Here is a 26,049-nt window from a genome sequence, read left to right as displayed (position 1 = left end):
TATTAAGTCATTACCGTTGTCATTGCCATCCAGAAGAGCGGATGATCCTCTCAATTCATACGGCGACAATGGCACTGAGCCCAGCAAGTCACTTCCGTTGTCATAGCCTTCCAGAAGAGCAGATGAGCCTCTTAATTAACAGGGTGACAACGGTAGTGAGCTCATTAAGTCATTACTATTGTCATGGCCGTACAGCTGAGCTGATCATCCTCTCAATTCACACGCCGACAATGGTAGTGAGCTATTAAAGTCACTACCATTGTCATAGACGTCCAGTTAAGTGGACCATCCTCTCAATACACACGGTGACAACGGTAGTGAGCCATTAGAATCACTACCGTTGTCATTGCTTTTCAGGTGCACTGATAAGGCTCTCAATAGACACGACGACAATGGCAGTGAGCAATTAGAGTCACTTCCGTTGTCATTGCTTTCAGCTGAGCTGATAAGGTACGTCATTTACACGATGACAATGGCAGTGAGCCAATCGAGTCACTACCGTTGTTAATGCCGACCAACCGAGGGAAGGGTCCGCTCAAAGAACTGAGTGACAACAGTAGTGAGATCATCCAATCACTACCATTGTCAGCTTAAACCTGTAGGACGAAGAGGCTTGTCCGATAAAATGACGACAATGGAAATGAGCCTATCCATCACTACCACTGTCATTAAAGTCCAGCGGTTCAACGTTAATCAGTAGCTCCGGATGACAATGGTTGTGAGTCAGGCAATTCCCAAGCATTAAGTGACAGCAGCGTAACACCTCTAAGCTCACTCCTGTTGTCAGGGGTTAGGGTATTGAGTCTCTACCGTCGTCAGTGTTTCTGAGACACCAGTATTGCAGATCACTACAATTGTCACTTAAGTATCGACGGGGGAATAGATGCAAGTGACTGGCTAACCAGTACCAGTTTAGATTCAAAACGATCCCATCTTTGTGGATGCACTTGAGTAAGCTCGTATGACGATATGTCAGAGAAGTGACAACGGGAGTGAGTTGCCGGACTCACTACCGTTGTCATCCCCGGTTGAAGGAAGAGGATCCCCGGGGCTGTATATTTACCGGGTATCCTTACTCAAGGGTTTCGACACTCACTCCCATTGTCGTAATCAACGAGTGTGCATTGTCTTTTAAAAGCATCGCTGGAAACGTACGATTAAAGTAACTTTTCTTTCGGTTCTTCCTTGCGAATCTCTGAAGACGTACTGGCTGATCGGAGTCAAGGAGGGCAGTAAAATTGAAGCCGTCAGTTTTACTGTCGGCTCCGGGTAGTTACTTCAACTCGTCGATCTGAATCATGAATTCTGAGGTGCCAACTTTCCCATTTTCGGAAGGATAAACGGGTAACAGAAGATTATCCCCCTGGCCCATATCTATTTGCACCTCAACTGACTCACCTGGAGCCGCCTGTGCCCCGTTAAATTTAATACCGAAGGCTGCATCCTTCCGCACAGTCAGCGTTGCGTTCTGGACCCCTTTAGCAATTTCTCCATTTGTCTTACGCAGAACGTTAGTGGACAGGTACGCAAGGGGTACGCCATCTGTCGTTTTGAGAGGCGAACTGACCGATAATGTGCGTAGATTATGTAACTGCACAAGGTTATTCGGTAGATAACTGAACTTCTGAGTATAGGTTTTGGTATTCGACTGACTATCGGCAACTGTTACGCTAATTGAATAATTTTCAGATGGTTCGAAATTTGGGAACAGCCTCGGATACTCAGGCATGTATGTATCTTTGCCTGCCGGTGACCACGTAAGCTCAACGTTATCAGCTGTGGGGCCACCTACGAGCTGAAGACGGGTTATCCTCGGGGTTGTCAGATTATCTGCCAGAGCGATCCTGAGGTTCTCCAGGCCGTACACTACCGTATCGTCTTTTACCGGCTTTCCGTCGAATGTTATGGCCACTGTCGGAGGAGTGTTATCCAGAGCAATTTCTCCGAAAGTTTTATTGGTCTGGTTCTGGAAGAAGTCCCTGATGTTGACCTCAACGTTGTATTTTCCTTCAGACTGACGGGATAAATCATAAGCAATCGTGTAGTTACCTGAGATACGAGATTTGATTACGCCTGTGGGTGACATCCGGGTACCGGTGTTCTTATCGGAAAGATAAAATTCCCTCAATGAGACCGAGTCGAACCAGTTACCATCGCCTTCAAGTGACGCCAGTACATCCAGCTGCTTGTTAGTCTCGTCATATGATATCGAGTTTATTACCGGCAGTTGTTTATTGTTCCAGCGTGTCATAATCCATTGCTCAGACCGCAAAATGGGATTGCTGATGCTGCGAACGAAGTAAAGGATCCTATTGTAGCCCTGGGTACCCAAGGCCATATCAAACGTCTCAGGCGCTTCACACGAGGTTTTTCCTGCCGGAATGGTGCAGGTCGCCTTACCGCCGATCTCTTGTGCAAAGGGCCGGGCTTCAACGTTAAAACGAAGTCGGGAAATTTTAATTGGCAGTCGTGATGAAGCCACACTCTCAAAATCCTTCCACTTAACCCAGTTCCCCTTATCATCGAGGAAATCTACCCAGGTACCCGCAAATGCAGGCGTTTGGTTTGCAGATGGGTTTAGAACGAGGCTGTATGACGGATAATACCCTCCCCACTGGCCAAAGTTCGCCATACGAGCCATATCCCCATTAATTGAGCCATAGGGAAGAGTCATTTCAACATAAGCATAAGTGCTGTCTACAGCTATCTCTTTGGGGGCGGAATATTGATTGATGAACTGAAGCCCACCTTCTGAATAAGCACGGTAGTTAGATTTTGGGATCCGGTAGACTAATCGAATAGGGTTTTCGTTAACGACCATACCGGCTTTGTAAGCCGGATAATTAGAAACCCCGGGTACGACGCTGGAAGACGTATTTGGATCATGAACGGCCCACAGTGTCATCTCACCCAGCGTGTTGTCGTAGCGAAATTTTTGAGTTGGCAGCGTTCGGCTATTACCTGCGTTATCGAAGATAACAACTTTTGCAGTAAAGTCTTCATCCAGGTTGCTGTCTGGTATTCCGGTTCCCTTAACTGAATTCTTAGAGTAAGTGTGGTACATCTTTTGGCCGGATACGTCATACTGCATCTGTGTAGTGCTGTAGAGGCTACCGTCCTGCCTGTAAATATATATTAGGCCCTTATCAATACCATTTGCATCACTTACGCCCGAAGAGGTGAAGTCATACTGCCCCGTTGCCTCTAATCCAAGCTTCCACACGTCACCAGCGGTAGAGCCAGAACCAGTATTAGCGGTAAGAGCATTTGCCGCTGGAGGGGTGACATCAATTAGCCAGTTATAGTTATAGGTCGCTACAGGCTTCTGATTGAGATCTAACACGTTTATCTGAACGACAAATTTGCCTTCACCCAAAGCAGGCAAAGTTACTTTTTTGCCGTAGAACTCACTACCGTCAGCAGCTGTTAGTCGGTCTGATACACCCGTCCGTGTAGTCGTAGTATTAAGAATGACAGTTCCAGTGTCTTTCGTGACTTTGACATTAACGAAACGATCAAGACCTGAAATAAGTGTCAAAGTTACCGGTGATGCCGGATTAAGCATAAGACGAGAAGACGGGGCGTGGATCTCAATACCGTTCGTGTCTTTAAAGGCCGATTCATATATCTGAGCTGGGGCCTGAACAGACATACCGAGTCCGGCTACAGCAGTAATAAAAGCGAGATGTTTCATTCTTATTCCCCTTTAGGTTTGGTGTTATTTTAAGCTTTTCCTAAAGGTCACTATGTTCGTAAAAGTATAAAAAACTTCTCCATATGGTGCTCGAAATTACAAATCTATAATTTGCCTTTCGACAAACCTTATTGTGCGTTCAGGACGGAAATCTTTCTTTTTGGAATTACATCTGACATTTCTGTGGTGTCCAAACTGGCAACGATTGCAAAACTTATAACATTAGCCTGAAACTATCGGCATCCACATATCGCATTAAGTGATGCTTTTACTTTGTGTAAAAAAGAATCAGGATAAATTAGGTATGTCAGATATAAATGCGTTAACGGACGGCATATATGAATCAAAACCTGGCGGCATTACGCCACCAGTCGAGAGGGGAGTGAACCTCAGTCAGTACGTCTACCTTCGTTCCGCAAGGCGCTTCTTGTTGTGAATTACAAACTGCCCTGGCGAGAACTGCATCATTTCACCCCTAGCAACACACGTGCCTCTTCAACGGTTTGCCAAGAAGGCATTGCTACGCCAGATTGAGTGCCGTTGCCCCTGCGCTCACCTGTGTCACATTCTACATAAAGACGCATCAGCATCGCTTCTGTTTCAGCGGCCCGGCTATTATCCATTACCAGTTCTGCTGCGCGTCGTAGCTGTTCTGGAATGTCATTCCACATTCCCGCACCACTTCTGTCTTTGTTAGTGAGCAAGTCTTCAATAGCAGATGAAGCCATGTTAAGCAGGTCAGCCGAAACTAAAGGCATCGGCGGGGCGGTATAGAGGATTCGACGTCTTCCGCGTCTGTCTGGATCGTATTTATCATAAAAAGCTTTGTTCACATCTTCCCAGTGCCACTGAAGTTGCCCGGTTGCGTCATGGTGGCAAAACTCGCACTGATAAACAGGCGCAATCGACATAACTGCCTTTCCAATACGTGCCAGTACAGCAACTTCGTCAGCTCTGAGACTCATTGCTTCGCTTGGGTTACTACCCTCGGCAAATTCCAAAATTTGTTCAATACGTTCTGGTGTGAAAGTGGTCATAGGCTTTGAAAACATATTTTTCCAGTTGTGCTTACCATATCATCAGGCATTAGGAGCGTTAGCGAATAATTAACAGGTCAGGACCAAAACTAAATCCTTCCCCCATACGGTCTTCATGACGGGAGACATATGCCTTACCGTATTTCTCCAGATCCTGTAAGCGATCTTTTGCCAGATTCCACGAGTATTCCTGGCCCCACACGGGTCCGTCACGCCCGTCAAAGCGGTCAGGTTTACAATTTGCTTTCAGAAGAGCGTAGACATGCTCCACCGTGGGTAGCTGCAAAGCACTATTAGCCTGAGAAACGGCAGTATGCGTCATTTCTGTTCACTCTTTATTGATTTAGTCAGTTAAGCCGGTCAGGTAACTTTAACCGGCTACTCGTATTAAGATTTCTTTCCGGTTGCTTGTCAGTTAGCGGCGAAGATCAATTTCAAGGCGGGCTGTTTTGACCTTTGTTCCGGACTCCCTAAATGTATCATCCGGAAGAGGCGAAATTTGTCCGCCAAGTTGTTTGACTCGCTCCCTGAGCGCTTTTGTCAGTGTGTCTTCCCGGAACAATACCCCAGCTGACAGAATGGCCTGTAAGCGACCTCGCTTAGCGAGCATTGCGATGGCATGCATGACATGTTTAACGTCAGAGCGTTTAAGGAATGGTGGATTCATAACGATAACATCAAAAGTTTCATCGGGCTGGTACCCAAGAAAGTCGGTATGCACCAGCTCGACTCCTGTGCTAAGGACACTATCGTTCTTCACTGCAAGGAATCGCTCATCGTTCAATTCGATCCCGGTAATCAATGCATCCGGAGCCGCCAGTTTTAAGGCTTTCAGAATGCGGCCATCACCAAACTCTGGCTCCAGTACACGCTCCCCGGCAGCTGGTTCAGCGCGTAGAACCATATCTGTGACTAAATTCTCAGGTGTAGGGAAGAAATTGAACAGATCTCGTGGGATGTCAACCGAACCTGTCAGAATGATTTGCTCGATACGCTCAGCTGCATCCGCCGTAAAAATATGTGCCTGCTCTTTTCGGTTCCATTTGCCACCGGCGGCTTCGAGCACTTTGTTTGTCTTAACATAAATGCTGCGGTCGAGCTGGTCGGCCAGGAAAAGAAAGTTCCCTTCAGCACGGCAGCGAGATAAGACGTTCAGAACTTCAGTTGAGATTTGCATTAAAACTCCATTAAGAGGATTTACCCGCCTGGCGGCAGCGGGTTGGTTACTTAAACGGGACAATTCAGATTTGGCCTTGGTTAGTCGGCAGACAACAGCAGGGATGGGCTGTTATAAGAGAAGCGGTCAACGGGAGCCTTATCAAATCGCTGACCGCTTGCATCAGGGGTCAGAACGAGTCCGTTATGGGCGCAATGAATGTGGAGCAACATATCCCCGCCGGTGTTGATGTGTAAGGCAGGCACACCCTGATCGATTTCGAACATGACACCAAAACAGGGGTTACCTTCCTTGTTAACAACTTCACAGTGGATGTTATGTTGGCCGGTAACGCTGACCTGATAGGCCTGACTGTCCTCTTCTGGCAGTGTTTCCTCCTCCAGGCGCCAGTCCTGAAGTGTGAGGCTAATTTCAGGGGTGTCATGCTCTTTCTGAAGAGCCTGGATACCTTTACGGAACAGCTGCATCATTTCAGGAGTAAGGCAGTCTTCCTCAGCTCCAAAATGTTCTTTCCAGCCTTCAGGATCTGCATACATCCAGACGTTTTTAGCGAGCGAAGGTAAGGAAGCATCAGGCTCTACAAGGAGGTGAGGGATGTTCTCTTTGATTCCGAGATAACGTACCGGCTGGCCATTAAGCGGTAACCCATCCGACACTGTAACTTCTGTTCCTGGCAAGACGACGCTGTTTACCAGACCTCCACAATGTTCGGCCACCACGCGGCCTAAATCTGCCATAAACATCCGATGCTTTTCTGGTGAGTCCAGCTCACCAAGGAGTTCAGGTTTAAGCAGTAAACCGGTAATAATCTCAGTCAGTTCACGAGGAGATACTAATTTATACATTTTGTTTTCCTTTTCTGTGTTGGCTTTATATTACCAATCCAGATGCACGAGCTAATAACCTCCAGACAACTTTTTCAAAAATTATTTACTTAAAGCAGGGTGCTAATATGCGCAAGAAATGAATTTAGGAAGGACGGCTTCAAATTTAACTTTTTGGTTTTTTATTTTAGACGGACTTTAAAATAGCATCGTTGATAAAATAATAAACATGGTTTGTTTTTTTGTTTGTATTGACAATCAAATGGGTATAAATTAATTTACTTACATGGCGTATATTTAACGCCACCGCCCCGGCGGCACCGGGCATAAAAGGAAAACCATTTTGAAACCGATGCTCAAAAAAGATTTTTTTTCAGCTATTGAAAACCTTCTCAAAGCTGGCTTTCAACCTCGCTTTTACACTGTTAACAGTGGCCGAATCGGTCTCATTACATTCACTGATAAAAATGGAACAAAACAGGTCGAACAGGTTTATTCCTGCACTTCTTTAGCCGCCAATACTTTTGGAAAGCGCTTCACCACTTGGTTAGAAGAAATTTTTCAAAAGCATAATGAAGAAAAAGTAGCTGATTCCGGGTTCGAGGTTGGTAGCCGTGTCTGGGATAAATTGATGTATACGTTGCGCACCATTTCAGAAATTCGTGCCGGGGGGGTGCTGGTGCTGGATAACGGTGCACAGCGTACACTGGATGAAGTGCAAAAAACGGCACCTGAAACAAACCAGGTGGAGCCAAAGGAAATCTCTTCACTTCAGGAGCTGCTGAACGCTTCCAAAAATCTGGAGCCGACTTCGCCTGAGCTAATTGCGGCTCTTAATGAGGCTCTGTCAACCGCCATAAAACGGTGAATGCAACGGCAGTCTGGCACATCAGGCCTTGTCAGAGATTAGGCCTGAAAAGCACTTACGTACCGATATAACACCTAATTCCCCTCTAAGGAGATTGCCCTAAATGGCGATGAATAAAAAAGAACAAGCCGCGTATGATGAGCTGGTGGCACAGGCCAGAATAAACCGCGCTTTACGCTGGTCTGACTATGGCGTTGAACGCGATATGCCCGTACCAGAGGTCTCGGGGGAATACCAAAACGGCTGGAGCTTCAACACCGCCACTGGCACTGTTTATCCGACATGGAGCGGAACTACGGTTCACGGCACACGGGAAGAGGGAGAGGTTGTCGATGCAACCTCCCGCCGCATGCGAGGCATGAATGGTAGCCAGAACGGCATACCACAATACAGCACCAAAGAACGCGCCCTGAAGGCATTACGCTGTTCGCTTGAAATCAAGTTTGCCATGCAGCTGGATGCCATAGATAAAGCTATCGCAAAAGAAATAGAGCTGTCCACCGCTCGCCGGGAGAGCGATACATCAGATGCCTAGCGGTAAACCATCAATTCAGGCCCGTGATCAGAGGGGCCTTAACGCCCTGAAAGAGGCGGTTCCAGCGACGGCACAACTACAGATGCGGGTTACCCCTGAACGTAAACTGCGTTACGTCAATCAGGCAAAGGCCGAAGGTCTGGGTCTAACAGACTGGGTCCAAAAGCATATGGATAACGTGTGTGATCTGGCAGGCCAGCCTGAAATAACCATGTACAAAGATGATGGAGAAACAAGTGGCCAAAAATAACAACAGTCTCAAACAGCATGTCTTCAATATGCTGTCGGCTGGCAGCGAACTTAAAGAAGTGAAGCGTTTTCTCACCAGCAAGCGAGTTAAAGCCCGCCTGGCAGTGTCAATGATCCACGAGCAGGCGATTGCTGTGCAGAACACTGAATACCAGAATTATCCGGCTTATAGCTAACTGGTAACAACAATTACAGAGAGATACTTAAAATGAGCGTAAACCCAGAATACACCAGGGTTCAGCATGTCCAGATTATTCGCGAGCGAGATGGGCAGAAGGAAGTTGTTCGAGTCTATGATGAAGATGGCGACGTGGTTCTGTGTTTACCTGCCTACATTCAGGATGAGGAAATAAATCTTATTCTGCGCCGGTTGAATGACGTATATTCAGTCGGATATCGTGTAGGTGATGCAGCCCGCCGCCGCGCCATCAAAAAAGCGCTGGGGGATGATGAGGAGTAAGGCCATTTTTACTGGCAAGATATCTGTATACCGGAGTCTTTAGAGTACGTTCTAATGGCTCCGGATTATTAATACTGTTTTACTCATGCAATAAAAAGCAAACCAAAATTCTTTCGCTAATTCATTTTTAAATGCTCAAATCATTAAATGTAAGGAGCGTTATTTATCAATAGGTATGGCGTTCTTAATGGCTATTAAGCTAGTTCTGCTTTCGCTTGCTTCTGGAAATTAGGGAAACCTAATTTTACCCTATCAAAAAGTAACTTTTCTGGTTTTGTTGCATTCACGTAAACAAAAAAGTCCCGCCGGGCAGAAAAGAAAAACATCAAAAATAGCTATTTTCCCGAAAAGATCACGAACACTGAAAAAGTATCATGGGGAACCTGATCAGGAGACAACCCATGAAAATCAAACTAGCCCTGCTTATTGCATTTGCAGGTTTCAGCGCAGGAGCTTCCGCTGAAATCGCAGAATTCAGCTTTAAAGATACCCTGAACGTTAAAAAGACCGTATCGCCTGCATCCGTATGGATTAATCCGGTAACGAGCTTTGACGTTGCCGTTATTTCCGGTCTGGACCGTTATATTACGCTCAGTCTGCTGAAAAGTGACGGGAGCCTCATCTGGAGCACGAAAAGCAGCCTGGTTACCGTTGATGACCGTACCACATCTTCGACAGGCTTTGATTATTACGGCAAGACTCTGACCGTACCAGCGATGGGAGAAGATAGCTTCACCCTCAGAGAGGTGATTACCGACTTGCAAGGGAAGGAGGTCTCCCGGCAGGATTACCCGCTTGCAATTGACCGAACGCCTCCGGCAACGGGTACCATAAGTTATACGAGAAATGGGTGGAACTTTGGCAGCGAAGCGATCTTCACTTCAGTACCAGCCGGTATGCAGTACGCCAGCGTCCAGGCACTGGTCTTTAATGGACTGAGTGATAAAGGTTCCGGGCTTGCTAATGCTGAATATTTCATAACCGATGCCGCTGGAGTGGAGCGTAAAAAGCCAGCGGAAATTAATACAGTGGAAGGTAGCGTAACCGTTCAAGTCGCCGACGCAAGCAGCAATGCCCTGGCACCGGAAAACCGCTCTGAATATAAAGTGGGGATCTACCTTTATGACAAAGCGGGAAACAGGAGCGAACTAAGCCGCCGAAGCGTAATTGATCGGGTTAAGCCTGACGATATCATCCAGGTGCAGGACGCCACTACCGGATCATGGGTCTCCTATCAGTCTGGCATGACCGTCTTCCAGAACCCTATTTCCGTACGGGTATTAAGGAAGAAAAGTGACTTTACTGCTGTTAACGGTTCCAAATATGGCTGGGCGGACTCGAATTTCCAGACGTCCGATAGCACTTATAATATCTATACTTTCAAATACATATATCCAAATGTGGGGGATACTTATCATGAATTTCAGACTCTGGCGGGAGGAGTAAGACGAATTCATCATAACTCCCTCAACTTCACTCCAGCCCCGGCGATGGAAATAGCCCCGAAGATAGTGGCTAAAGAGATGTACCGGAGTGATACCAGTGAGTGGTTAACTCAGGCCTCAATCAGCGTTAAAACCGCCACCATTAGCCGCATAAAGGTAACCGCAGAACCCCGACCATACGTGCAAAAGTTCAGAACGGTAAAAAATGCAGCCTGGTTCTGCACTATTCCTGTCGGACAAAGTTCATGCGAGATGACGGTTAACTTCAACTACACCAGTGACAAAGGATTTGAGTATCTGCATCTTTACTCGGGAAAAGATGGTGACAGCATATTCGATGCGCTTGCTGGTAATTTTACGGTTATCTGGGATAACAACCCACCGGTGGTTAATGTCGCTCAGGTAAACAAGGCCTCCAAGACAATCACTATGACGGCCACCGATAATGATCGCGTCAACGCCTGGAACATCAGCTACTGGGATACCAAAGTTTTCGAAGCCACCCTTAAAAATGCCCGGGGGGAAACTTTCACCCTGAAGCCTGTGACTGTCAGTGAAAGCGATTATAAAACCAAAAACGCCACTTTCTCATACGCTGGTCTACCGGACGGGGATTATACGGTTGTTAGCGTGTCTGCCACGGATCTTGTTGGAAACACAGGAACCAAAACGCTTAATGCACCGCTGAAAATTGACTCAACGCTTCCGGTTATTGCGTTCAGCTTTAATGGCGCAGACGCAGAAGGAAAACTGGTTAAAGGGCTTGAGAACCTACGCATAAGCGTTACTGATGCCTCTGGGGATGCTTCCCTGATATCGCTTCAGCTCGCTGGTGGACCTAACTCTGAAAAGGTCACCCTTGCATTCACGCCGCTATCCAAGGATGTCTTTATTCCTGAATACCCCAGAATCTTCCCCAATACTGACGAATCGGGACAGATGTATCATCTGGAGGCTCTGGCTATTGACGAATCAGGTAACCGGACCACTAAAACGCTTAATTTTACCTACCAGCCAGCTAACCTGATTATGCTGGATAATCTCAAGACGCTGGCCACAGCCGTAGCACTGAAAGCAACGGACAACACGCCGCTGGCCATCATCCGAACCAGTGTGTTGCGTCGTCAGGACGGTTCTATCATTACCGGACAGTTAAACGGAACCCTGACTGTTCAGAAAAACGCCCAGTTCGGCGTTACGGTTGCCGGAGTTACGGTCCAGCCTGGTGAAACTAAATCGCTGTCACTGGATCTTGGTAATGGTGAAGAGCGCACATATCCCGTTACTCCCGCTGTAAGTGGTCAATCTGGCACGGCCACATTTACTATAGAATTCCCTCAAACATAAACCCTACACAAGGGTACGGTAGTATGCCGTACCCTGTTACGCCATCCTCAATGTAAAATGTAGAGTTGAGCATGACTTAATTATTACTTTCTCATTAAGTGTCTCTTAAACTGCAAACGGGAAAGTAATATTCCCGAGACGGGAAGGACTCCTTCCTTTTGGTTATAATCTATGATGCTAAACTGTGTAATTACACCGGAACAATGTCCTCGTTTAAATCGCTGGCACCAGTACATGATTTATCCATGAATGCTTTTTGATGCAATTTTACTTCAGAATGCTCTTAATTTTTTAAACAAATTATATTTGAATCCTTCGTGTATAAATTTGCAGCCCCTCTCTCAATGTTTTTTTAAAATATTTACTCTCAGGTTATTAGCCAGTAGATTCATTCTGTCATGATTACTCCAGAACTAACCGGAGGAATCACATTATGACCAAATATTATGATCGCAGTGGAATTGAAATCTCCAGCGCAAAAATCCGCTGTGTTGATTCTGTAAAAGGTACTGCGGAATATACTTTTCGTATTGTTTGCGATAAATGCAATGGGCGGGGAGAGCGTAAGCATTTTTATAGAAGTCGCTGTATGGCTTGTAAAGCCACGGGTTACAGCCTCGAAACGACCCGTACTGCTTACACGCTGAATGCGCTGTACCGCATTAATGCGCAAGCTGCCCGCAAAGTGTCAGCATCCCTGCAAGACGAGCGTTTAAGGACTGAAAGCGCCCACAGTTCTGCGTTCACAGCATGGTGCAGGTCTCATCAAAAAATGGTTGATGCAATCACCCAACAATCCAGTAGTAATAATTTTCTGGAAAGCCTTAAGTCTTCTTTAACCCACCAGCGTCAGTTAAGTGATAAGCAGCTGGCAGTTGCCGCCCGCATTTTAGGTATTCATTAATTCAAAGCCCTTTTAATTTAATTTTAAGGTCAATTATTACGGAGGAACTATGATCCATTCATTTAAAGACAGACGGCTTGAAAAGTTCTTCCGTAATGGAAAAACAACGGCAGGTATTCCTTCTGAAATTATTAACGCGATTCTGTGTCGACTTGAAACGCTGGATAATGTCCAGAGTGAGCGGGAGTTATTATCCAACAGCTTGCGTTATGAACGCTTAAGAATGACGTCAAACCGTTATTCCTCCATTCGAGTAAACTCTAAGTATCGATTATTCTTTGAATGGAATGATGGCGCACATAATGTTCATTTGTCTGCACATGACTATAAATCGCTCATCCATTAAGGTTAAAAATGAAGCTATTTTCAATTTCATCCCGGGATACAAGCATGGACGCGATGTTTTATATCCAGGCCAGTACTAAACAACAGGCAAGTTACATATTTAGTACCCTTTCCCCGAAGCCTACTGCGAACTGCCAGCTTACAGATTTGCAGAATGAGACGGTCGTCCCTTCCATAAGCCCTATTTCGCTTTCACTTAACCCCTGGTCGATCAATTCCCAGTCCCGAACCCGGGAACTGCGTATGGCCACGCATGGTCTTAACCTGATCTGTGCAGTCACGGATGAGCATACCCGTCAGATAGTTGACTTTTGCGATAACCTTGGACAGCAGCTTAAGGATCCGGACGACAAAAGCGCCTGGGTTAAGCTCATTAATTCTGAATGCGCTTTGCTTAATTCTCCGCGTCTCTATCCCGTTCTGCTTGAGCCGGATACACCGGCACAATTTGAAATCTTTGTGCCAGCTCCGGAAGATGGAGAACACGACACGGTCATAGCCAGCGTTGTTAAAGAATGTTTCGGAGATGAATGCCGGTACAGAGTAACGGACAAAGCTTTTGCAATGTCGGAAAAGCCAGTCATCAGGCTGGAAGCTCATTTCAATGACAAACGCGAAAAGGTTTTAGAACTGACCTTTTCCTGTTTCAATCTTTCACTCTCAGCGTCCGTGCATGAAAACCAGCTACGTCAGATTTTGTTACTTTGCGAAGACTTTGGCGTAAGGCTTCAGGGTAGAGCAGGGGCATCCTGCCACGTTAATATGCGCAGTGCTTACCGTCGTCTTGCTCATGTTGGCACCGGCTCTCGCCCAGGTGATGACAGTGATGTGCGGGTCTATACCTCGTTAAAAGAAGAAAAAGATGTTAAGAGGCTGCTTGATAAGTCAACCAGGGGAAGTGAGCTTGTACCGGCGAGGCACGGGCAGCAGTTTAACGGGGTCTTAGTGAATGCCACACCCGCATCGGCCACTACTGGTTTCATTTACCTTTCGCATGATTTTCCGGAAGGCCAGTTTATGATGACAGCCGAGGTGTTGCATGTTGGAATTACACCAGGCGGTATTTACTACATTGAAACACTGGACGGTTACCGGTTTATCGTGACAGCGTTTGAGAAGGGATTAATGAACGGTTTGAGGGAGTTTATAGCTGCAAATGAGGAATATTTTAAGTATTACCGCTGGTCTTAGTATCTGAGCTGAAACCGGTAGGCCAGGGAAGGCAACCGGGAAAATGCAATTTAACCTGATCCTATACCTACGACTATCTTTATCCACTTATAATAGCCTCACCAAATTATAATGCCCGATCACCGCATTTGCTTAAACCTCACATATTCTTCTTATGCTTCCCCTGATAATCTACGACCGAAAGACAAAGGAAAGTGAATACGAAATAAGATTTATGAGCACATAAAAGTTACTTTTCCTTGGTGGCACATCACAAACATTGTGGGTTTCATAATCCTTTTTGTTATTTAAAAAGGATGTGTTCAATTCTAATTAAAGGTGGTATTTTTTTTGAAAGTTTGCTGGGAGGTTATTAGCTGGGGGGATGGGTAACAGTATAATAAGTACAGATGAAAAGGAGGTTTTATGAAAGCGTTAGACGTGGTTTCAACTCAACTCAACTTTATTAATCTGTTGGATCAGGCAGGATATGCTCTTTCAGAAATTATTGTAAAACGCTTCAGTGCTGCACCAGCCTTTAACGAAGGGCACTGGTTGTTCATTGCAGAGCAGGATAACCGCTACATTGAAGTGGTCTGTATTCTCTCTTTAGCTTCAGAAAGCGGAGAGCAGCATATTGATGTTTTTATTAATATGTTCGAAGACCCGATTGATGATGTTATTTCACGAAACATTGAAACCAAAACCTTTGCGACGCTTTATAAATACATTGAACGTATACCTTTTACTCCGGGTGTAAAGAAAGAATTCTTGAGCAGTATTGAGAACATCAATTTTAGTTAATCAAAAACCACAACTTTTTGCCACCAAGTTATTAGGTAATGCTATCAACCTGATATAATTACCTTAACATGAATATGAGCGGAGCCGGGTTATGTCTAATAATACTGAAGTCATTAGCTGTGATTTATTTTCAACTCTATCTTCACTTAATTTTAGCACCGAGGATATTACAGGTTTGACTCCGGCCAACTTTCGAAAGGGAGCTTTCTTACATGCAAAAATTTCTGCTAGCCAGGCCACGCGAGCGACTGATATTTCCATTCAATTACTCACGGATCGTGTTTCAGGTGAAATGAACTACGTAATAGTAATTGGCAGGCACGAAGGACTCCTGCAAAGCGAAGCAATTGACCCAAACGCTGATAAGCAATACCGGGAAAACCGTTATTCTCGCCATTTTATCTCAGTAACCGATGCCAATACCAAAGCCCTGAAAAAAACCTGCAAGGTAATGAAAACATATATCAAAGAGCAGGCATTTAAGCCTAACACCTGGGGGCACAGTTTCATTAAGGGTTGATTTATTCTTGCCCCGGTGAGCCGGGGCAACGCTAAATTAACCTCAAACTGTGCTGGAGGCACAAATGTCTGAAAAACACTTTATCGTTAAAATCAAGAACCGAAACGGCGACCATGAGAATAGCTATGTTCGGTTACTCGTCAGCGATTGTGAGAAAAATGCTTGCCAGACGGCACTCATTTCAGAGTGCCATGGCGAGCTTGAACAGCTGAGTTTTGAAGACGGTGGGGTTTACGACTACAACGGCGAAAATCACTACAGTGTCAGGAGCTGCGTGGAGGTTGCTCCAGAAGACGTTGCAACTTTGCAACGCTTCCTTTAACACCTGCGACATTTGATTAAATATCGGGCGTCCGCTACAGGATGCCCGTGATTTAAACGATTCCTCAAAGATCGCTGTCACTCCTGATAACTGTATTAAGAGCAGGTTTGTGATAGGTTCAGCGTAACAACATTACTGGAATTTTGGTTGCCTTGATGAAGAGCTGCTTTTCTGATTTACCCGTTAAAGACGGCACGTCCGGAACCTGGAAACTGGACACATTCGAAATTACCGCAGATAAGGCGATGAGCCTCGCCCTTCGTGCCGAGTATACAGGTAATACAGACGAGTTTATCCCGCCCGGTAGATATCGGCGTTTGTCCAACGGCTGGGATGTGGTGATGTCCAATACCCCGATGGAGATCAGAACCTGCCAGGATTTTTTAGAGCGAGCCACCGGGCGCGTGCTCATTAATGGTCTTGGTCTGGGGATGGTGCTTCACGCCATTCTTCAAAAAGAAGATGTAACCCATGTAACAGTAATTGAAAAAGAACAGGACGTTATTAACCTCGTTGCGGCCTCGTTTGCAAACGATCCTCGCGTTGAAATTATCCATGCTGATGCAATGATGTATTGCCCACCAGCAGGCGTCACGTACAACGCATGCTGGCACGACATATGGCCAGACTTCGCAACAGCTAACCTCTCACAGATGGATAAGCTGGAAATTAAGTACCGGGACATCTGTGAATGGCAGGGCTCGTGGGGCAGGGAGGAGTGTGAGCAAAAGCACATTGAGTTTCAAAATCTTGGGGCTGATTGAGTACAACTTTTGAAGGTGTCTCCGCTAAAGAAGACTGGGTCTCTTTGCGCATGCCCAGCTGTGCTGCATGACCTGACAAAGCCTATAAATAAACAGATCGGTTTGATTTAGTAATCCCCCTTCCAACCATCAGGCCGATATTTAAACTGCATCTCCATTAAGGATGGCTGATGAGCACGATTTCTACGGATTTAATTGCACGGATCTACGCAGCCTCCGAATTGCCGTTGAGCAACGACGAGCTTTATCGCGAAGTGCAGCGTGAAACTGGCATGTCGGATGCCGAATTGCACGAACTGAAAGAATTTGGGTCAGATAAAACCAGAACCAGCGGCGTCAAACACAAAGTACGCTGGTTTCAGCAGACTCTTCGGCAGGCCGGAGTCATCGAACGCGTTCCAGAAAAACGGGGCGTCTGGAGATACTCCTCTAAGACGAAAACAAACCTACACGAGTCATGGGAAAAGCTCTGTGTTGTCGGTTTCTCAACTTCTCTTGGGGCATCGGTTTTTGGAAACGCCTATGCCTTCTTCAGCAATATCACAGAGCAAATTCATCTTTGCCTGACCTCGCCGCCTTACCTCCTTCGAAATTCAAGAGACTACGGGCATGGCGGGGGGCGTGGCGAGCAGGTTTATATTGACTGGCTTCTGCGTATCCTCGAACCGATCGTGAAACAGCTTGTACCCGGCGCAAGTGTGGCATTGAATATCACTCAAGATAGCTTTAATAGGGGCAGGCCTTCACGTTCTCTGTATCTGGAGCGTCTGACACTGGCATTATGTGACAAGCTGGGGCTTGAGCTCATGGACAGGCTTCAGTGGGTGAATCGCAGTAAGCCCCCATCGCCAACGCACTGGGCATGTAAGCAACGAGTGCAGCTCTGCTCATCGTATGAGCCTGTGCTGTGGTTTACCAATGATGCGAGTAAGGTTCGTTCAAACAACTTACGTGTACTGCAACCGCATTCAGAGCAGCATCTTAAATTGCAGGCAGCAGGCGGTGAAAATCGCACGACCTTTTATGGTGATGGGGCGTACCAGCTTAAAAGCGGATCCTTTGGAAATAAAACAGAAGGAACGATCCCCAAAAATACTTTGTTTTACGGCAATAGCTGCGCTGATACGAGATTTTGCCATTCCATTGCCCGCGAGCTAGGTTTTCCGCTGCATGGTGCAACGTCTCCTACCAGGCTTGCAGCGTTTCTGATTGAGTTTTTGACAGAGCCGGGAGATCTTGTTGTAGATCCCTTCGCTGGCCTGCATAAAGTTCCCATCGCAGCCGAGCGACTTGGCAGACGTTGGCTGGCGACGGACAAAATCATGGAATGGCTGGCGATTTCCCGAAACCTTTTTACGGCCGCACCGGGATATAAGAGTAACCCCATGCTGGACGAGCTCGCCGAACTGTATCGGGCTTAATGCAAGTTAACGGTTTTGATAAAGTGGTTTGAAGCGACAAGCGGTTTATTCATTTTGCATTGTTTCTACCATAAAATGACAATATTAACGGCTTAGCATACGCCGCAGAGATAATTAGGGTGCCATTCATTTCCGGTTGTCTGTATTAACGAGTGTATTCAATATTCACTTGTTTCTCCGATATAGACCCAACAAAAAAAACTGATGGTTGTGATACAGAACTTGTTGAATTAACATCCGGTACATTAACTATATTGGTAATTTAGACGGTTTCTAAATTAAAGGTGGACAGATATGAAGTCAGATACAGAAATGGTTTCTCCTATCGAGTTGCACATTGGCGATCATGTCCAGCGGCATGGTGCTTTATTTGAGGTTATGCATATTGTTGAATCCGAATGCGATATTCCCGGCGGCATCCGGGTAGCAGCATGCATTTCACGGGTTATCGGTGACGTTACGGGCAATATTCCTCGTGGTTGGCTGGAAACACCGAAGCGTATGGCTGAGCGAGGAGTTAAGTGGGCGACGAGTCTGCCTGAGGGGCTTTACTTTAACATCCAGGGGAACGCACATGCGAAAGTAAGCCGGGTTATTCGTAATGTGACTAATTGAAACTTTTTTCTGAATTGCGGTGTAAAAGTTACTTTTCACCGCATCGTTTTCCCTAACTACTAAATCAGAGCTTCTCTGAAATAAGCGGATTTAACCGCTAGCGATTTATTCAGGCCATTTTATTCTAATCATTATCCTACACTTCAAAAATATTCATTATTTTTTCTTCTGACCTATTAGCCAGAATTCTCGATTCGGTATCATTTACTTACGGTAAATCTTTTGAAAACGAGGTAAATGGCATGCATTCTCAGGATCCTATCACGAAATTAACCCAGACGTTGCAACGCGACGATGGTTCTCAGGTTCGTATTGTAGCGCAGCGGGGATATGGAAGTGGGCTTACAGCCTCGCTTGATGTGTACGTTCTCCGTCGTGATTCCTCTGAAAGCAACTGGTCACTGTGCGGAAAAGATCCTCACCCAGAGTGGAGAAAGATGTCAGTAGATGAGTATCAGAAATTTGGACGCTCTGAAATGCTGCGTTATGCCACACCAGGTGAAATTCTCAGGGTGGCATCCGCTATTGGCCAGCCAATGAGCTTCCTCGATGGCAACCCTGCGTTTTAGCCCGAACCCTGGCGACGCCTTTTAAACCGGCGTCATTCTTTTTACGAGCAACAGACGGAGAAAAAATGAATCTGAACGAACGAAGCACGAGCGCAGCAACGCCAGATTTGAGCCGACTTTATCTCATTTCCGGGCGCATTATGTTTGATGATGATGATCAGGCCTACCTGGTCGAAGCCGACTCCCCTGGTGATGCAGAGGAGGCTTTCCGGCATCATATTGCTGACAGTGCCGACGACTTAGAAAAGGTGATTATAGTTTCCTCTACAAGTTTCGCTTCAGCTCACAGCAGTCGCGTAATTTGTCGGCCTGCCGTGAAGTAATTTCAACTTCCAATGATATTTCCCTCTTTATAAAAGCCGCCGTCTGGCGGTTTTTATTTGCAAAAAATGAATATTAATCCTGAATGATATTAATTTAAGATGAGGTAGTGTTCATATTCTTCTTCTTAATATTTTTTCTAAAAAAACGCCTTCAGGTTATTAGTTGGTATTAGTGTATTTGTTATGATCTTCTCATCAAATACATTAATTAAATAATCAAGGAGTCAACTGTGGCAGATAATTATACTCAGGCGTCGTTTATTATTCCCTGCACTCAGGAGCAGGCAAAAATGGCACAAGAAGCAATCACATTCGTTACCGAAGCAGAAATTGCAGAAGGTGAGCGTTTGCTTGATAAGCCACTGACAGATTGTTCTCTGACTGAGAAGCTGATCCTCAGTATTATCGAGAACCACCCTGAGTATGACCCTTCTGAGCCGAGCTTTGGGCAACCATCCTGCCCAGACTGCAATTATGAACTGTTGTTCGCAACAGAAGTTACCAGCAGTGGGCTGGCAGTTTTTCATGGAGAGACCATTGATCTTGACCATGCAATTTGCCTCACAACTGCCGTGCTGTCGGTATTCGACCTCTCGGAAATGGTAACAATTACTGCTGCATTTACATGCAGTAAAAGCCGGACAGATGAATTTGGGGGTATGACTATTCTGGTCACAAAGGATACCCACTATTACCAGGATGGCTGTCAGTTTTCTCGTCTCATGAATGAGGCTCACAAAGCCGGTATCCAGTATGCTCTGTGTAAAGTGACGCATTACCACGGTGAGAGCAGCTATGTGGCAAGCTATGTCCTGAGCTGCGACGTAGCGGATTCAGCCCAGGAGGTCGTTAACAAACGACTGAAGGCATGTGCCGGAAAAGAGCCAGAAGACGGAATCTATATTCTGTGTGAAGAAGACAACACTAGTCTTTCGGTCGAACTCGTTACAGAACTGTCTCCGCTCGATTACGACAAGCTGAGCAAGCTTCTCCCTTCCCTTGACACCCTTTGCGGCGCTTAAGCCTGCCAATTACCGTAGCCACCGGTTTCCCCGGTGGCCTGGAGCCTGCCATGACCAATAAATTCATAGTTTCTACCGTTGATTGTATCAATGAATTTGCAAGTGACGTTCCGCAGAGTGTTTCCTTACGGATAGATACAATGCTTGAACAGCGTATCCGCAAATTGGCGGCATACGTGAAAGAAAACGATCTTCATTTAACTGAGTTTTACTTCTATGAGGCTTTGTTGAATAAATCGAACTTTTGCTGAGTTGAAGGATCAGATCACGCATCTTCCCGACAACGCAGACCGTTCCGTGGCAAAGCAAAAGTTCAAAATCACCAACTGGCCCACCTACAATAAAGCCCTCATCAACCGTGGCTCCATAACTTTCTGGCTGGATGATGAAGCTATTCAGGCCTGGTATGAGTCGGCAACGCCTTCATCACGGGGAAGACCTCAGCGCTATTCTGATCTCGCCATCACCACCGTTCTGGTCATTAAACGCGTGTTCAGGTTGACCCTGCGGGCTGCACAGGGTTTTATTGATTCCATTTTTACACTGATGAATGTTCCGTTGCGCTGCCCGGATTACACCAGTGTCAGCAAGCGCGCAAAGTCGGTTAATGTCAGTTTCAAAACGTTCACCCGAGGTGAAATCGCGCATCTGGTGATTGATTCCACCGGGCTGAAGGTCTTTGGTGAAGGCGAATGGAAAGTCAAAAAACACGGCAAAGAACGCCGTCGTATATGGCGAAAGTTGCATCTGGCAGTTGACAGCAACACACATGAAATCATCTGTGCAGACCTGTCGCTGAACAATGTGACGGACTCAGAAGCCTTCCCGGGTCTTATCCGGCAGACTCACAGAAAAATCAGGGCAGCATCGGCAGACGGCGCTTACGACACCCGGCTCTGTCACGATGAACTGCGGCGTAAGAAAATCAGCGCGCTTATCCCGCCCCGAAAAGGTGCGGGTTACTGGCCCGGTGAATATGCAGACCGTAACCGTGCTGTTGCGAATCAGCGGCTGACCGGGAGTAATGCGCGGTGGAAATGGACAACAGATTACAATCGTCGCTCGATAGCGGAAACGGCGATGTACCGGGTAAAACAGCTGTTCGGGGGTTCACTGACGCTGCGTGACTACGATGGTCAGGTTGCGGAGGCTATGGCCCTGGTACGAGCGCTGAACAAAATGACGAAAGCAGGTATGCCTGAAAGCGTGCGTATTGCCTGAAAACACAACCCGCTACGGGGGAGACTTACCCGAAATCTGATTTATTCAACAAAGCCTCTTTTCTTTTAAAAATAAATTATTCAGATTTATTTTCTATTGATTTAATGAGGTAGGGAATGACAGAAAGTGCTTTGCTTTTGCGAGAGGCATTTAATGAATCGGTTAACTATATGACATGGTCTTTTTATTCACTGATAACTGCTTACGTTTCGATGGCTTTTTATGATAGAGTTGAGGTTAAGACCCGAATAAATAATTATCTGAATAAGTTACTTTTCGTGATTGCTATGTCCGTTTTTATCCCAAATATGTACTTTGTTTCAATGGTGTTCAGTCAGAAGTTAGGCACCGCAGCTGGCGTTGCGTCATTCATTATTGGGCTACTTTTCATGATGTTAAACTCGGCGCCTGTAATTACTGGTATCGTACAGCAGCGCAAAGATTGAGTTTTATGAGTATAGTCAGTTGGGTTTTCATCTGTTTTATCAGACTTAGAAAAATGAAATCTTTCAATTCATTGATTTTAAACGCAAAAAAATTTCTAAATGATCAGAATTATAGGGTGCTCATTTTGCACAGCAGTAGGGGTTGACCATTCAATGGAAACGCTCCTTCGAACTGACCCGGAGAAATACGGTTATCAGGCTGGCCTGAGTCGTCTTCAGCGATTTCTTTCTAAGATCCAGTACGACTGGAGCCTGCGGGATTATATCGGTCGTAAAGTGTTCGAAGGCGGATATGTGCGTCTTCAACCCAATATCTTTTCTTCGTCCCTGACTGAACGTCTTTTTCATGCCTGTTGCAGCCTTGATTATGTTGAAGCAAGACGTGCGGCAGAGCATCGCAGAAAGCTACTTTCCGGCGAGGTTGACGATACGGCTTATAACCGTCGTATGGCTGAGCCACAATTTCGGCTTGTACAGGAAGCAAACGTGATCCACGTTGATTTCCTCTGGTCGTTGCACTGTTTCAACCCTCGCCCGTTTCGGGCAATTGAGATCTATCGCAGGGTCTGGGAAGAGGCCGATCTGGACCTTCTTGAGGATGAGCCTGACATGCAGCCTGTGCCCCGTACACCAATGCCAGCTCCACTCTGGATGAAACTGCCCGGAGGCCGGTTCGGTACAGCTTATGATGGACTGACTGATACGTTGCCGCTGATGACCTATTTTGACGGGCAGGCTGACCCCAGGGCTTCACGTAGCCTAAAGACCGGAGAGAGCAGTTCTGTCGTCGTGGCATTCGAGGAAGAGGATGAGCTGACTGTTGAAGAAGATACGGCGTCCTGGATTATCTGGCATGAATACGACGGGTTACGCCAGCGCATCGCTGACGGTGAGTTTACTCCAACGACTGCTGCTCAGTATCTTCTTCGTTATGGCGCGGTCCGAATTTCAAAAGGCAAGGGCGCTGTCTATCATCGTCTCGCACAGCGGGGACAAACCTTTTCCCGCCTGGGGATAGGCGACAGAGTGTCGCTTCCAGAGCTGGTTGCCAGTCGGCGTTTTAAAATACTCAGTGATTCTGCATACCGTCAGGTTGTAGCCCGGAAATTGCGTGGACAGATAAAAAAGTTCAGATTCTGGGCATGCGTAGCTGCCTGTGTTCAGTTGCACGTACACAACAAGACGGCACTCGGAGAAAGAATTTTAACGTTACTCGAAGGTGAGAGGGAACAGCAACAAGGTGCGATCCAGGCGAAGCTGAAGGCGGGAATGATGGATGCAGTTCTAACTCTGTGTAACCAGCGACTCCGGGTGAAAGAAAATACTAACCAGCCAGAGGAGTTCCGCTATTACCGTGCCGTAAGAGCTCGTTTCATGCGCCATTTATCTGAATGCCTTAAGCCAGAAAATGGCGGCGTTATCCGTGACGTTATCTGGGAACTGAGGGTGCTGAGCAGTGCTCACGGTACGACCAAAACAGGTTTTTACTATGTCGATAGCAATCGCCCGACAGCGAAAGGACTGTTAAACCGCCTTCTGATGAGGATGGTCAAGCAGGTCGTATAAGCGTCTGAAACGCGAAACACACGAAAATGGAGGGGTTATACAAAAAAAACTTAGCTTTGATCGTGATGTAATGTGGACATCATGTCCAAGCGTTGCTGCATCCAGAAAAGTAACTTTAATCCTGTTGATACAGCCCTTGCATTACCTGTTTACGCATAGCGTGGAAACGTTCTAATTAAACCAGACGAATATAAATTTAAATTAATTCACTCACCCCCGGAATCGGGGAACTAAACAAAAGGATCATCAATGCAAAATCAAAATACACCCGCTCAGGAAAAACACACCGTATACCTTTTTAATGCCGAACATGCTGACAAGACAGCCGCCAAGCAAGCCGGGAAACTCTTCACGCTGGACATTGAACACCCAATGACCCTCAACGATCTCTCGCTGCTGTGTGAGTCGGTCGCGGACGCTGTGGGAGCACCTGGCGGAATTAAATATGAAATCACAACAGAGCCTAATGGGGTTCAGGAGGAATACTGAATCAGTGTGGTGTGAGTCCATTTTAATTTGACGTTTCATGAGTTCTATCGAGAGGCTGAAGTATGACTTTGAAAATGGAAAGTTCCCGGACTTCCAAGCCTGAGGGGCCATTTGTATTAATCACTTTTGAGGGGGACGAATTTCTTTTTGATGACAGACATAATGTCGTCAAGATAAATGGCAGGCCTAAAAAAATGGATGTAAAGCGAAATTATTTTGAGTCCGATCTGGGAGAAGGGAAAGCGAAATACTGGACTTTAAATATCGAAGAGGCTCATCGGTTCAATTCGATTGATGAAGCGACAGAACAACTTTGTAAACTGAGTCGCCCTCATCTGATCAAAATTCGCAAAGTTGAGGGGGTATCTGAATGACCAAAGAGATGTTTTTACGCATTTTAAATGAGGCACAGGCTCGTGTGGATAACGATTCGCTTCCGCTTGATGTTCGTATCCGGTCACGCACCACGGTAAATGATTGCGTCATCCGGGCAGATAAAGAGGGGTGGCCTATTGAGTATAAACAGAAGGTCTGGGTAGATGCAGTCAGTGGCTGTTATCTTTAGCGGTTACTTAAGCCAGTTCCTGTGCCCGTGAGCTTAGTAAAGGCGGAAAATGATATGGTCAAGGTGATAAATATCAACGGGAATTTAGTTGAATTACCTGAGCCCTCAGCAAAGTTATCCAAAGCTGAATCACCTGATGGTAGGTTCTCAAAACCTAAAAATAAGATCTCTAAAATACAGCGAGCTGAGCTGCGAATGAAATTTGGGGGGCGTTGTGCCTATTGTGGTTGCAAGCTTCCTGAAAAAGGGTGGCATGCCGATCATGTTGAGCCTGTTCGACGCGACTTTGAACTGGTGAGAGCCCCTGTCGGCAGCGGCGTAACTCATGTTGCCCGAAGTACGGGTAAGGTTATGCACCCTGAACTGCATGCTATAGAAAACTTATTTCCATCATGCGCCCCCTGCAACCTTTTTAAAGGAGCTTTTAGTGTTGAAGGAATGAGAAAAGAAATTACCAAACAGGTTGAACGGGCTCGCGCATATAGCGTGAATTTCCGTACCGCAGAACGTTTTGGGTTGCTTCATATTGTAGAAAAACCGGTCGTCTTCTGGTTTGAGCAGTATAACGAACAGAAACAAAACGAATAATTTCTGTGAAACATAAAAGAAGTTAATCAGCAGTGGTTTACTAATTAAAGAGTGATTTAAATATTTTGATGCTGCTGAGGAGCTGCCTGGTATATCCTTCAAAGGAGAAAATGATGTATCTGCATCTTGTGCCCCGTATTCTTCACCATATGAAAAACAAGTGTACTCTCGTGTCAGTTTCTGTACCTGAATTGTCACTTGAGCTTAAAGCTGATTCGCTGGTGGCAATGAAACCTTATCCCAACAAGTCCTACCACGTTGTCATGTTGAAGGGGCGACGTGCATTAAATGGCTTTCTGGTAAAAAGCCCACGGACTTTAACTGAGTTCACAATGATAACAATCTGGGAAATTGAAGGCTTTGGAAAAATTAGTCATACCGTAAAAACGCTCGTTCAGGACAAAGACTATGACTTGGTCTCCCATGATGTCCTTTTGGCACATGCATACCATCAGAGGGAGGAAGAATTGGGGTACCGTGTACATCCATCCTATGACAGTCTAGCTCCCGTCGATTTTGAACCAACAATGCAGTCAAGGTACATAAAGGAATCCGATCTTTCCCACGACGTATGGGAAACCTATTCATGGGGGGAATTGCTGCGTTCGCGTGAAGAGACATTTCTGGCGATGACCATGTCATCTGCTCGTTTAAGCCATCCAGCATTCATCAGAGGAAACCGACTTCCTCAAACTGACCAGGCCATCATTATCAGTTCGTAACGACCTTTTATTCTTTTTGATGCCAGGCGAGTCTCCT

Annotated in this window: 31 protein-coding genes; 26 read left to right on the top strand and 5 right to left on the bottom strand. The window is 46.1% G+C overall.

Annotated features, from left to right (window positions below; translation table 11 throughout):
- Positions 1-1,273 precede the first annotated feature (1,273 nt).
- From DBR02_RS25175 to DBR02_RS25155, 5 genes are all read right to left on the bottom strand, one after another.
- On the bottom strand, positions 1,274-3,694 hold the full coding sequence (locus tag DBR02_RS25175; RefSeq protein ID WP_000681217.1) for an Ig-like domain-containing protein: 2,421 nt from the start codon (positions 3,692-3,694) through the stop codon (positions 1,274-1,276).
- A 464-nt stretch (positions 3,695-4,158) separates the two neighbouring features.
- On the bottom strand, positions 4,159-4,746 hold the full coding sequence (locus tag DBR02_RS25170) for a hypothetical protein (protein WP_000491820.1): 588 nt from the start codon (positions 4,744-4,746) through the stop codon (positions 4,159-4,161).
- A gap of 43 nt (positions 4,747-4,789) precedes the next feature.
- Entirely contained in the window at positions 4,790-5,053 is a 264-nt protein-coding gene (locus tag DBR02_RS25165) for a hypothetical protein (protein WP_000149862.1), read from the bottom strand.
- 93 nt (positions 5,054-5,146) lie between these two features.
- Positions 5,147-5,908 carry a methyltransferase gene (locus DBR02_RS25160; RefSeq protein ID WP_001447802.1) on the bottom strand — a complete coding sequence of 254 codons (762 nt, stop codon included), beginning with the start codon at positions 5,906-5,908 and terminating at the stop codon, positions 5,147-5,149.
- A gap of 80 nt (positions 5,909-5,988) precedes the next feature.
- Entirely contained in the window at positions 5,989-6,753 is a 765-nt protein-coding gene (locus DBR02_RS25155; protein ID WP_000277498.1) for a hypothetical protein, read from the bottom strand.
- A gap of 331 nt (positions 6,754-7,084) precedes the next feature.
- Here DBR02_RS25155 and DBR02_RS25150 point away from each other — a divergent pair, with 331 nt between their 5' ends.
- The 26 genes from DBR02_RS25150 (at position 7,085) to DBR02_RS25020 (ending at position 26,012) form a co-directional block, all read left to right on the top strand.
- Positions 7,085-7,600: a hypothetical protein gene (locus DBR02_RS25150; protein ID WP_012695482.1), complete on the top strand. Its 516-nt coding sequence runs from the start codon at positions 7,085-7,087 to the stop codon at positions 7,598-7,600.
- Between the two features lie 103 nt (positions 7,601-7,703).
- Positions 7,704-8,135: a hypothetical protein gene (locus DBR02_RS25145; RefSeq protein WP_001251242.1), complete on the top strand. Its 432-nt coding sequence runs from the start codon at positions 7,704-7,706 to the stop codon at positions 8,133-8,135.
- 236 nt (positions 8,136-8,371) lie between these two features.
- Positions 8,372-8,560 (top strand): hypothetical protein, encoded by a 189-nt coding sequence (locus DBR02_RS25135; RefSeq protein ID WP_001107529.1) that lies wholly within the window; start codon positions 8,372-8,374, stop codon positions 8,558-8,560.
- 32 nt (positions 8,561-8,592) lie between these two features.
- A complete protein-coding gene (locus DBR02_RS25130; RefSeq protein WP_000115760.1) occupies positions 8,593-8,844 on the top strand; it encodes a hypothetical protein in 252 nt (83 codons plus the stop codon).
- A gap of 401 nt (positions 8,845-9,245) precedes the next feature.
- Positions 9,246-11,636: an Ig-like domain-containing protein gene (locus DBR02_RS25125; protein ID WP_000694552.1), complete on the top strand. Its 2,391-nt coding sequence runs from the start codon at positions 9,246-9,248 to the stop codon at positions 11,634-11,636.
- 433 nt (positions 11,637-12,069) lie between these two features.
- Positions 12,070-12,540, top strand: a complete 471-nt coding sequence (locus tag DBR02_RS25120) for a hypothetical protein (RefSeq protein ID WP_000170639.1) — start codon at positions 12,070-12,072, stop codon at positions 12,538-12,540.
- 49 nt (positions 12,541-12,589) lie between these two features.
- On the top strand, positions 12,590-12,886 hold the full coding sequence (locus tag DBR02_RS25115; RefSeq protein ID WP_000581857.1) for a type II toxin-antitoxin system RelE/ParE family toxin: 297 nt from the start codon (positions 12,590-12,592) through the stop codon (positions 12,884-12,886).
- A gap of 44 nt (positions 12,887-12,930) precedes the next feature.
- Positions 12,931-14,076, top strand: a complete 1,146-nt coding sequence (locus tag DBR02_RS25110) for a hypothetical protein (protein ID WP_000339750.1) — start codon at positions 12,931-12,933, stop codon at positions 14,074-14,076.
- Between the two features lie 405 nt (positions 14,077-14,481).
- Positions 14,482-14,859 (top strand): hypothetical protein, encoded by a 378-nt coding sequence (locus tag DBR02_RS25105; protein WP_044704553.1) that lies wholly within the window; start codon positions 14,482-14,484, stop codon positions 14,857-14,859.
- Between the two features lie 91 nt (positions 14,860-14,950).
- Positions 14,951-15,379: a hypothetical protein gene (locus DBR02_RS25100; RefSeq protein ID WP_000069824.1), complete on the top strand. Its 429-nt coding sequence runs from the start codon at positions 14,951-14,953 to the stop codon at positions 15,377-15,379.
- A gap of 64 nt (positions 15,380-15,443) precedes the next feature.
- Positions 15,444-15,701, top strand: a complete 258-nt coding sequence (locus tag DBR02_RS25095; RefSeq protein WP_107535692.1) for a hypothetical protein — start codon at positions 15,444-15,446, stop codon at positions 15,699-15,701.
- 155 nt (positions 15,702-15,856) lie between these two features.
- Positions 15,857-16,465: a hypothetical protein gene (locus DBR02_RS25090; RefSeq protein ID WP_000833775.1), complete on the top strand. Its 609-nt coding sequence runs from the start codon at positions 15,857-15,859 to the stop codon at positions 16,463-16,465.
- A gap of 170 nt (positions 16,466-16,635) precedes the next feature.
- On the top strand, positions 16,636-17,886 hold the full coding sequence (locus DBR02_RS25085) for a site-specific DNA-methyltransferase (RefSeq protein WP_000104393.1): 1,251 nt from the start codon (positions 16,636-16,638) through the stop codon (positions 17,884-17,886).
- 294 nt (positions 17,887-18,180) lie between these two features.
- Positions 18,181-18,501, top strand: coding sequence for a hypothetical protein (locus DBR02_RS25080; protein WP_000834113.1), 321 nt, complete (start codon positions 18,181-18,183; stop codon positions 18,499-18,501).
- Between the two features lie 242 nt (positions 18,502-18,743).
- Positions 18,744-19,070, top strand: a complete 327-nt coding sequence (locus DBR02_RS25075) for a hypothetical protein (protein ID WP_000556022.1) — start codon at positions 18,744-18,746, stop codon at positions 19,068-19,070.
- 65 nt (positions 19,071-19,135) lie between these two features.
- A complete protein-coding gene (locus DBR02_RS25070; RefSeq protein WP_001052325.1) occupies positions 19,136-19,393 on the top strand; it encodes a hypothetical protein in 258 nt (85 codons plus the stop codon).
- Positions 19,394-19,623: 230 nt separating this feature from the next.
- Positions 19,624-20,415: a hypothetical protein gene (locus DBR02_RS25065; protein WP_000774871.1), complete on the top strand. Its 792-nt coding sequence runs from the start codon at positions 19,624-19,626 to the stop codon at positions 20,413-20,415.
- Positions 20,416-20,465: 50 nt separating this feature from the next.
- The gene (locus DBR02_RS25060) at positions 20,466-20,666 is read left to right on the top strand and encodes a hypothetical protein (RefSeq protein ID WP_022646497.1); all 201 of its coding nucleotides are present in this window, start codon (positions 20,466-20,468) and stop codon (positions 20,664-20,666) included.
- 1 nt (position 20,667) lies between these two features.
- Positions 20,668-21,636, top strand: a complete 969-nt coding sequence (locus DBR02_RS25055; protein ID WP_016151349.1) for an IS5 family transposase — start codon at positions 20,668-20,670, stop codon at positions 21,634-21,636.
- Between the two features lie 116 nt (positions 21,637-21,752).
- Complete coding sequence (locus tag DBR02_RS25050; protein ID WP_000140246.1) at positions 21,753-22,082, top strand: hypothetical protein; 330 nt, start codon at positions 21,753-21,755, stop codon at positions 22,080-22,082.
- 153 nt (positions 22,083-22,235) lie between these two features.
- Positions 22,236-23,648, top strand: a complete 1,413-nt coding sequence (locus tag DBR02_RS25045; RefSeq protein ID WP_022646499.1) for a hypothetical protein — start codon at positions 22,236-22,238, stop codon at positions 23,646-23,648.
- 249 nt (positions 23,649-23,897) lie between these two features.
- Complete coding sequence (locus DBR02_RS25040) at positions 23,898-24,137, top strand: hypothetical protein (RefSeq protein ID WP_001180999.1); 240 nt, start codon at positions 23,898-23,900, stop codon at positions 24,135-24,137.
- A gap of 62 nt (positions 24,138-24,199) precedes the next feature.
- A complete protein-coding gene (locus tag DBR02_RS25035; RefSeq protein WP_000172888.1) occupies positions 24,200-24,511 on the top strand; it encodes a hypothetical protein in 312 nt (103 codons plus the stop codon).
- Positions 24,508-24,702 carry a hypothetical protein gene (locus DBR02_RS25030; RefSeq protein ID WP_000159617.1) on the top strand — a complete coding sequence of 65 codons (195 nt, stop codon included), beginning with the start codon at positions 24,508-24,510 and terminating at the stop codon, positions 24,700-24,702. The genes DBR02_RS25035 and DBR02_RS25030 overlap by 4 nt, the downstream gene beginning before the upstream one ends.
- Positions 24,703-24,756: 54 nt before the next feature.
- The gene (locus DBR02_RS25025) at positions 24,757-25,290 is read left to right on the top strand and encodes an HNH endonuclease (RefSeq protein WP_000241452.1); all 534 of its coding nucleotides are present in this window, start codon (positions 24,757-24,759) and stop codon (positions 25,288-25,290) included.
- Positions 25,291-25,400: 110 nt separating this feature from the next.
- Complete coding sequence (locus DBR02_RS25020) at positions 25,401-26,012, top strand: DUF6012 family protein (protein WP_001371923.1); 612 nt, start codon at positions 25,401-25,403, stop codon at positions 26,010-26,012.
- Positions 26,013-26,049: the final 37 nt, after the last annotated feature.

The organism is Enterobacter cloacae complex sp., from assembly GCF_900322725.1.
Taxonomy (GTDB): Bacteria; Pseudomonadota; Gammaproteobacteria; order Enterobacterales; family Enterobacteriaceae; genus Enterobacter; species Enterobacter quasihormaechei.
This window is presented reverse-complemented; position numbering and strand designations above follow the sequence as displayed.

What these genes read in the sequence shown, in the direction of transcription:
- DBR02_RS25175 (WP_000681217.1), bottom strand. Translation starts at nt 3,694, where the DNA reads ATGAAACATCTCGCTTTTATTACTGCTGTAGCCGGACTCGGTATGTCT.
- DBR02_RS25170 (WP_000491820.1), bottom strand. Translation starts at nt 4,746, where the DNA reads ATGTTTTCAAAGCCTATGACCACTTTCACACCAGAACGTATTGAACAA.
- DBR02_RS25165 (WP_000149862.1), bottom strand. Translation starts at nt 5,053, where the DNA reads ATGACGCATACTGCCGTTTCTCAGGCTAATAGTGCTTTGCAGCTACCC.
- DBR02_RS25160 (WP_001447802.1), bottom strand. Translation starts at nt 5,908, where the DNA reads ATGCAAATCTCAACTGAAGTTCTGAACGTCTTATCTCGCTGCCGTGCT.
- DBR02_RS25155 (WP_000277498.1), bottom strand. Translation starts at nt 6,753, where the DNA reads ATGTATAAATTAGTATCTCCTCGTGAACTGACTGAGATTATTACCGGT.
- DBR02_RS25150 (WP_012695482.1), top strand. Translation starts at nt 7,085, where the DNA reads ATGCTCAAAAAAGATTTTTTTTCAGCTATTGAAAACCTTCTCAAAGCT.
- DBR02_RS25145 (WP_001251242.1), top strand. Translation starts at nt 7,704, where the DNA reads ATGGCGATGAATAAAAAAGAACAAGCCGCGTATGATGAGCTGGTGGCA.
- DBR02_RS25130 (WP_000115760.1), top strand. Translation starts at nt 8,593, where the DNA reads ATGAGCGTAAACCCAGAATACACCAGGGTTCAGCATGTCCAGATTATT.
- DBR02_RS25125 (WP_000694552.1), top strand. Translation starts at nt 9,246, where the DNA reads ATGAAAATCAAACTAGCCCTGCTTATTGCATTTGCAGGTTTCAGCGCA.
- DBR02_RS25120 (WP_000170639.1), top strand. Translation starts at nt 12,070, where the DNA reads ATGACCAAATATTATGATCGCAGTGGAATTGAAATCTCCAGCGCAAAA.
- DBR02_RS25115 (WP_000581857.1), top strand. Translation starts at nt 12,590, where the DNA reads ATGATCCATTCATTTAAAGACAGACGGCTTGAAAAGTTCTTCCGTAAT.
- DBR02_RS25110 (WP_000339750.1), top strand. Translation starts at nt 12,931, where the DNA reads ATGGACGCGATGTTTTATATCCAGGCCAGTACTAAACAACAGGCAAGT.
- DBR02_RS25105 (WP_044704553.1), top strand. Translation starts at nt 14,482, where the DNA reads ATGAAAGCGTTAGACGTGGTTTCAACTCAACTCAACTTTATTAATCTG.
- DBR02_RS25100 (WP_000069824.1), top strand. Translation starts at nt 14,951, where the DNA reads ATGTCTAATAATACTGAAGTCATTAGCTGTGATTTATTTTCAACTCTA.
- DBR02_RS25095 (WP_107535692.1), top strand. Translation starts at nt 15,444, where the DNA reads ATGTCTGAAAAACACTTTATCGTTAAAATCAAGAACCGAAACGGCGAC.
- DBR02_RS25090 (WP_000833775.1), top strand. Translation starts at nt 15,857, where the DNA reads ATGAAGAGCTGCTTTTCTGATTTACCCGTTAAAGACGGCACGTCCGGA.
- DBR02_RS25085 (WP_000104393.1), top strand. Translation starts at nt 16,636, where the DNA reads ATGAGCACGATTTCTACGGATTTAATTGCACGGATCTACGCAGCCTCC.
- DBR02_RS25080 (WP_000834113.1), top strand. Translation starts at nt 18,181, where the DNA reads ATGAAGTCAGATACAGAAATGGTTTCTCCTATCGAGTTGCACATTGGC.
- DBR02_RS25075 (WP_000556022.1), top strand. Translation starts at nt 18,744, where the DNA reads ATGCATTCTCAGGATCCTATCACGAAATTAACCCAGACGTTGCAACGC.
- DBR02_RS25070 (WP_001052325.1), top strand. Translation starts at nt 19,136, where the DNA reads ATGAATCTGAACGAACGAAGCACGAGCGCAGCAACGCCAGATTTGAGC.
- DBR02_RS25060 (WP_022646497.1), top strand. Translation starts at nt 20,466, where the DNA reads ATGACCAATAAATTCATAGTTTCTACCGTTGATTGTATCAATGAATTT.
- DBR02_RS25050 (WP_000140246.1), top strand. Translation starts at nt 21,753, where the DNA reads ATGACAGAAAGTGCTTTGCTTTTGCGAGAGGCATTTAATGAATCGGTT.
- DBR02_RS25045 (WP_022646499.1), top strand. Translation starts at nt 22,236, where the DNA reads ATGGAAACGCTCCTTCGAACTGACCCGGAGAAATACGGTTATCAGGCT.
- DBR02_RS25040 (WP_001180999.1), top strand. Translation starts at nt 23,898, where the DNA reads ATGCAAAATCAAAATACACCCGCTCAGGAAAAACACACCGTATACCTT.
- DBR02_RS25035 (WP_000172888.1), top strand. Translation starts at nt 24,200, where the DNA reads ATGACTTTGAAAATGGAAAGTTCCCGGACTTCCAAGCCTGAGGGGCCA.
- DBR02_RS25030 (WP_000159617.1), top strand. Translation starts at nt 24,508, where the DNA reads ATGACCAAAGAGATGTTTTTACGCATTTTAAATGAGGCACAGGCTCGT.
- DBR02_RS25025 (WP_000241452.1), top strand. Translation starts at nt 24,757, where the DNA reads ATGGTCAAGGTGATAAATATCAACGGGAATTTAGTTGAATTACCTGAG.
- DBR02_RS25020 (WP_001371923.1), top strand. Translation starts at nt 25,401, where the DNA reads ATGATGTATCTGCATCTTGTGCCCCGTATTCTTCACCATATGAAAAAC.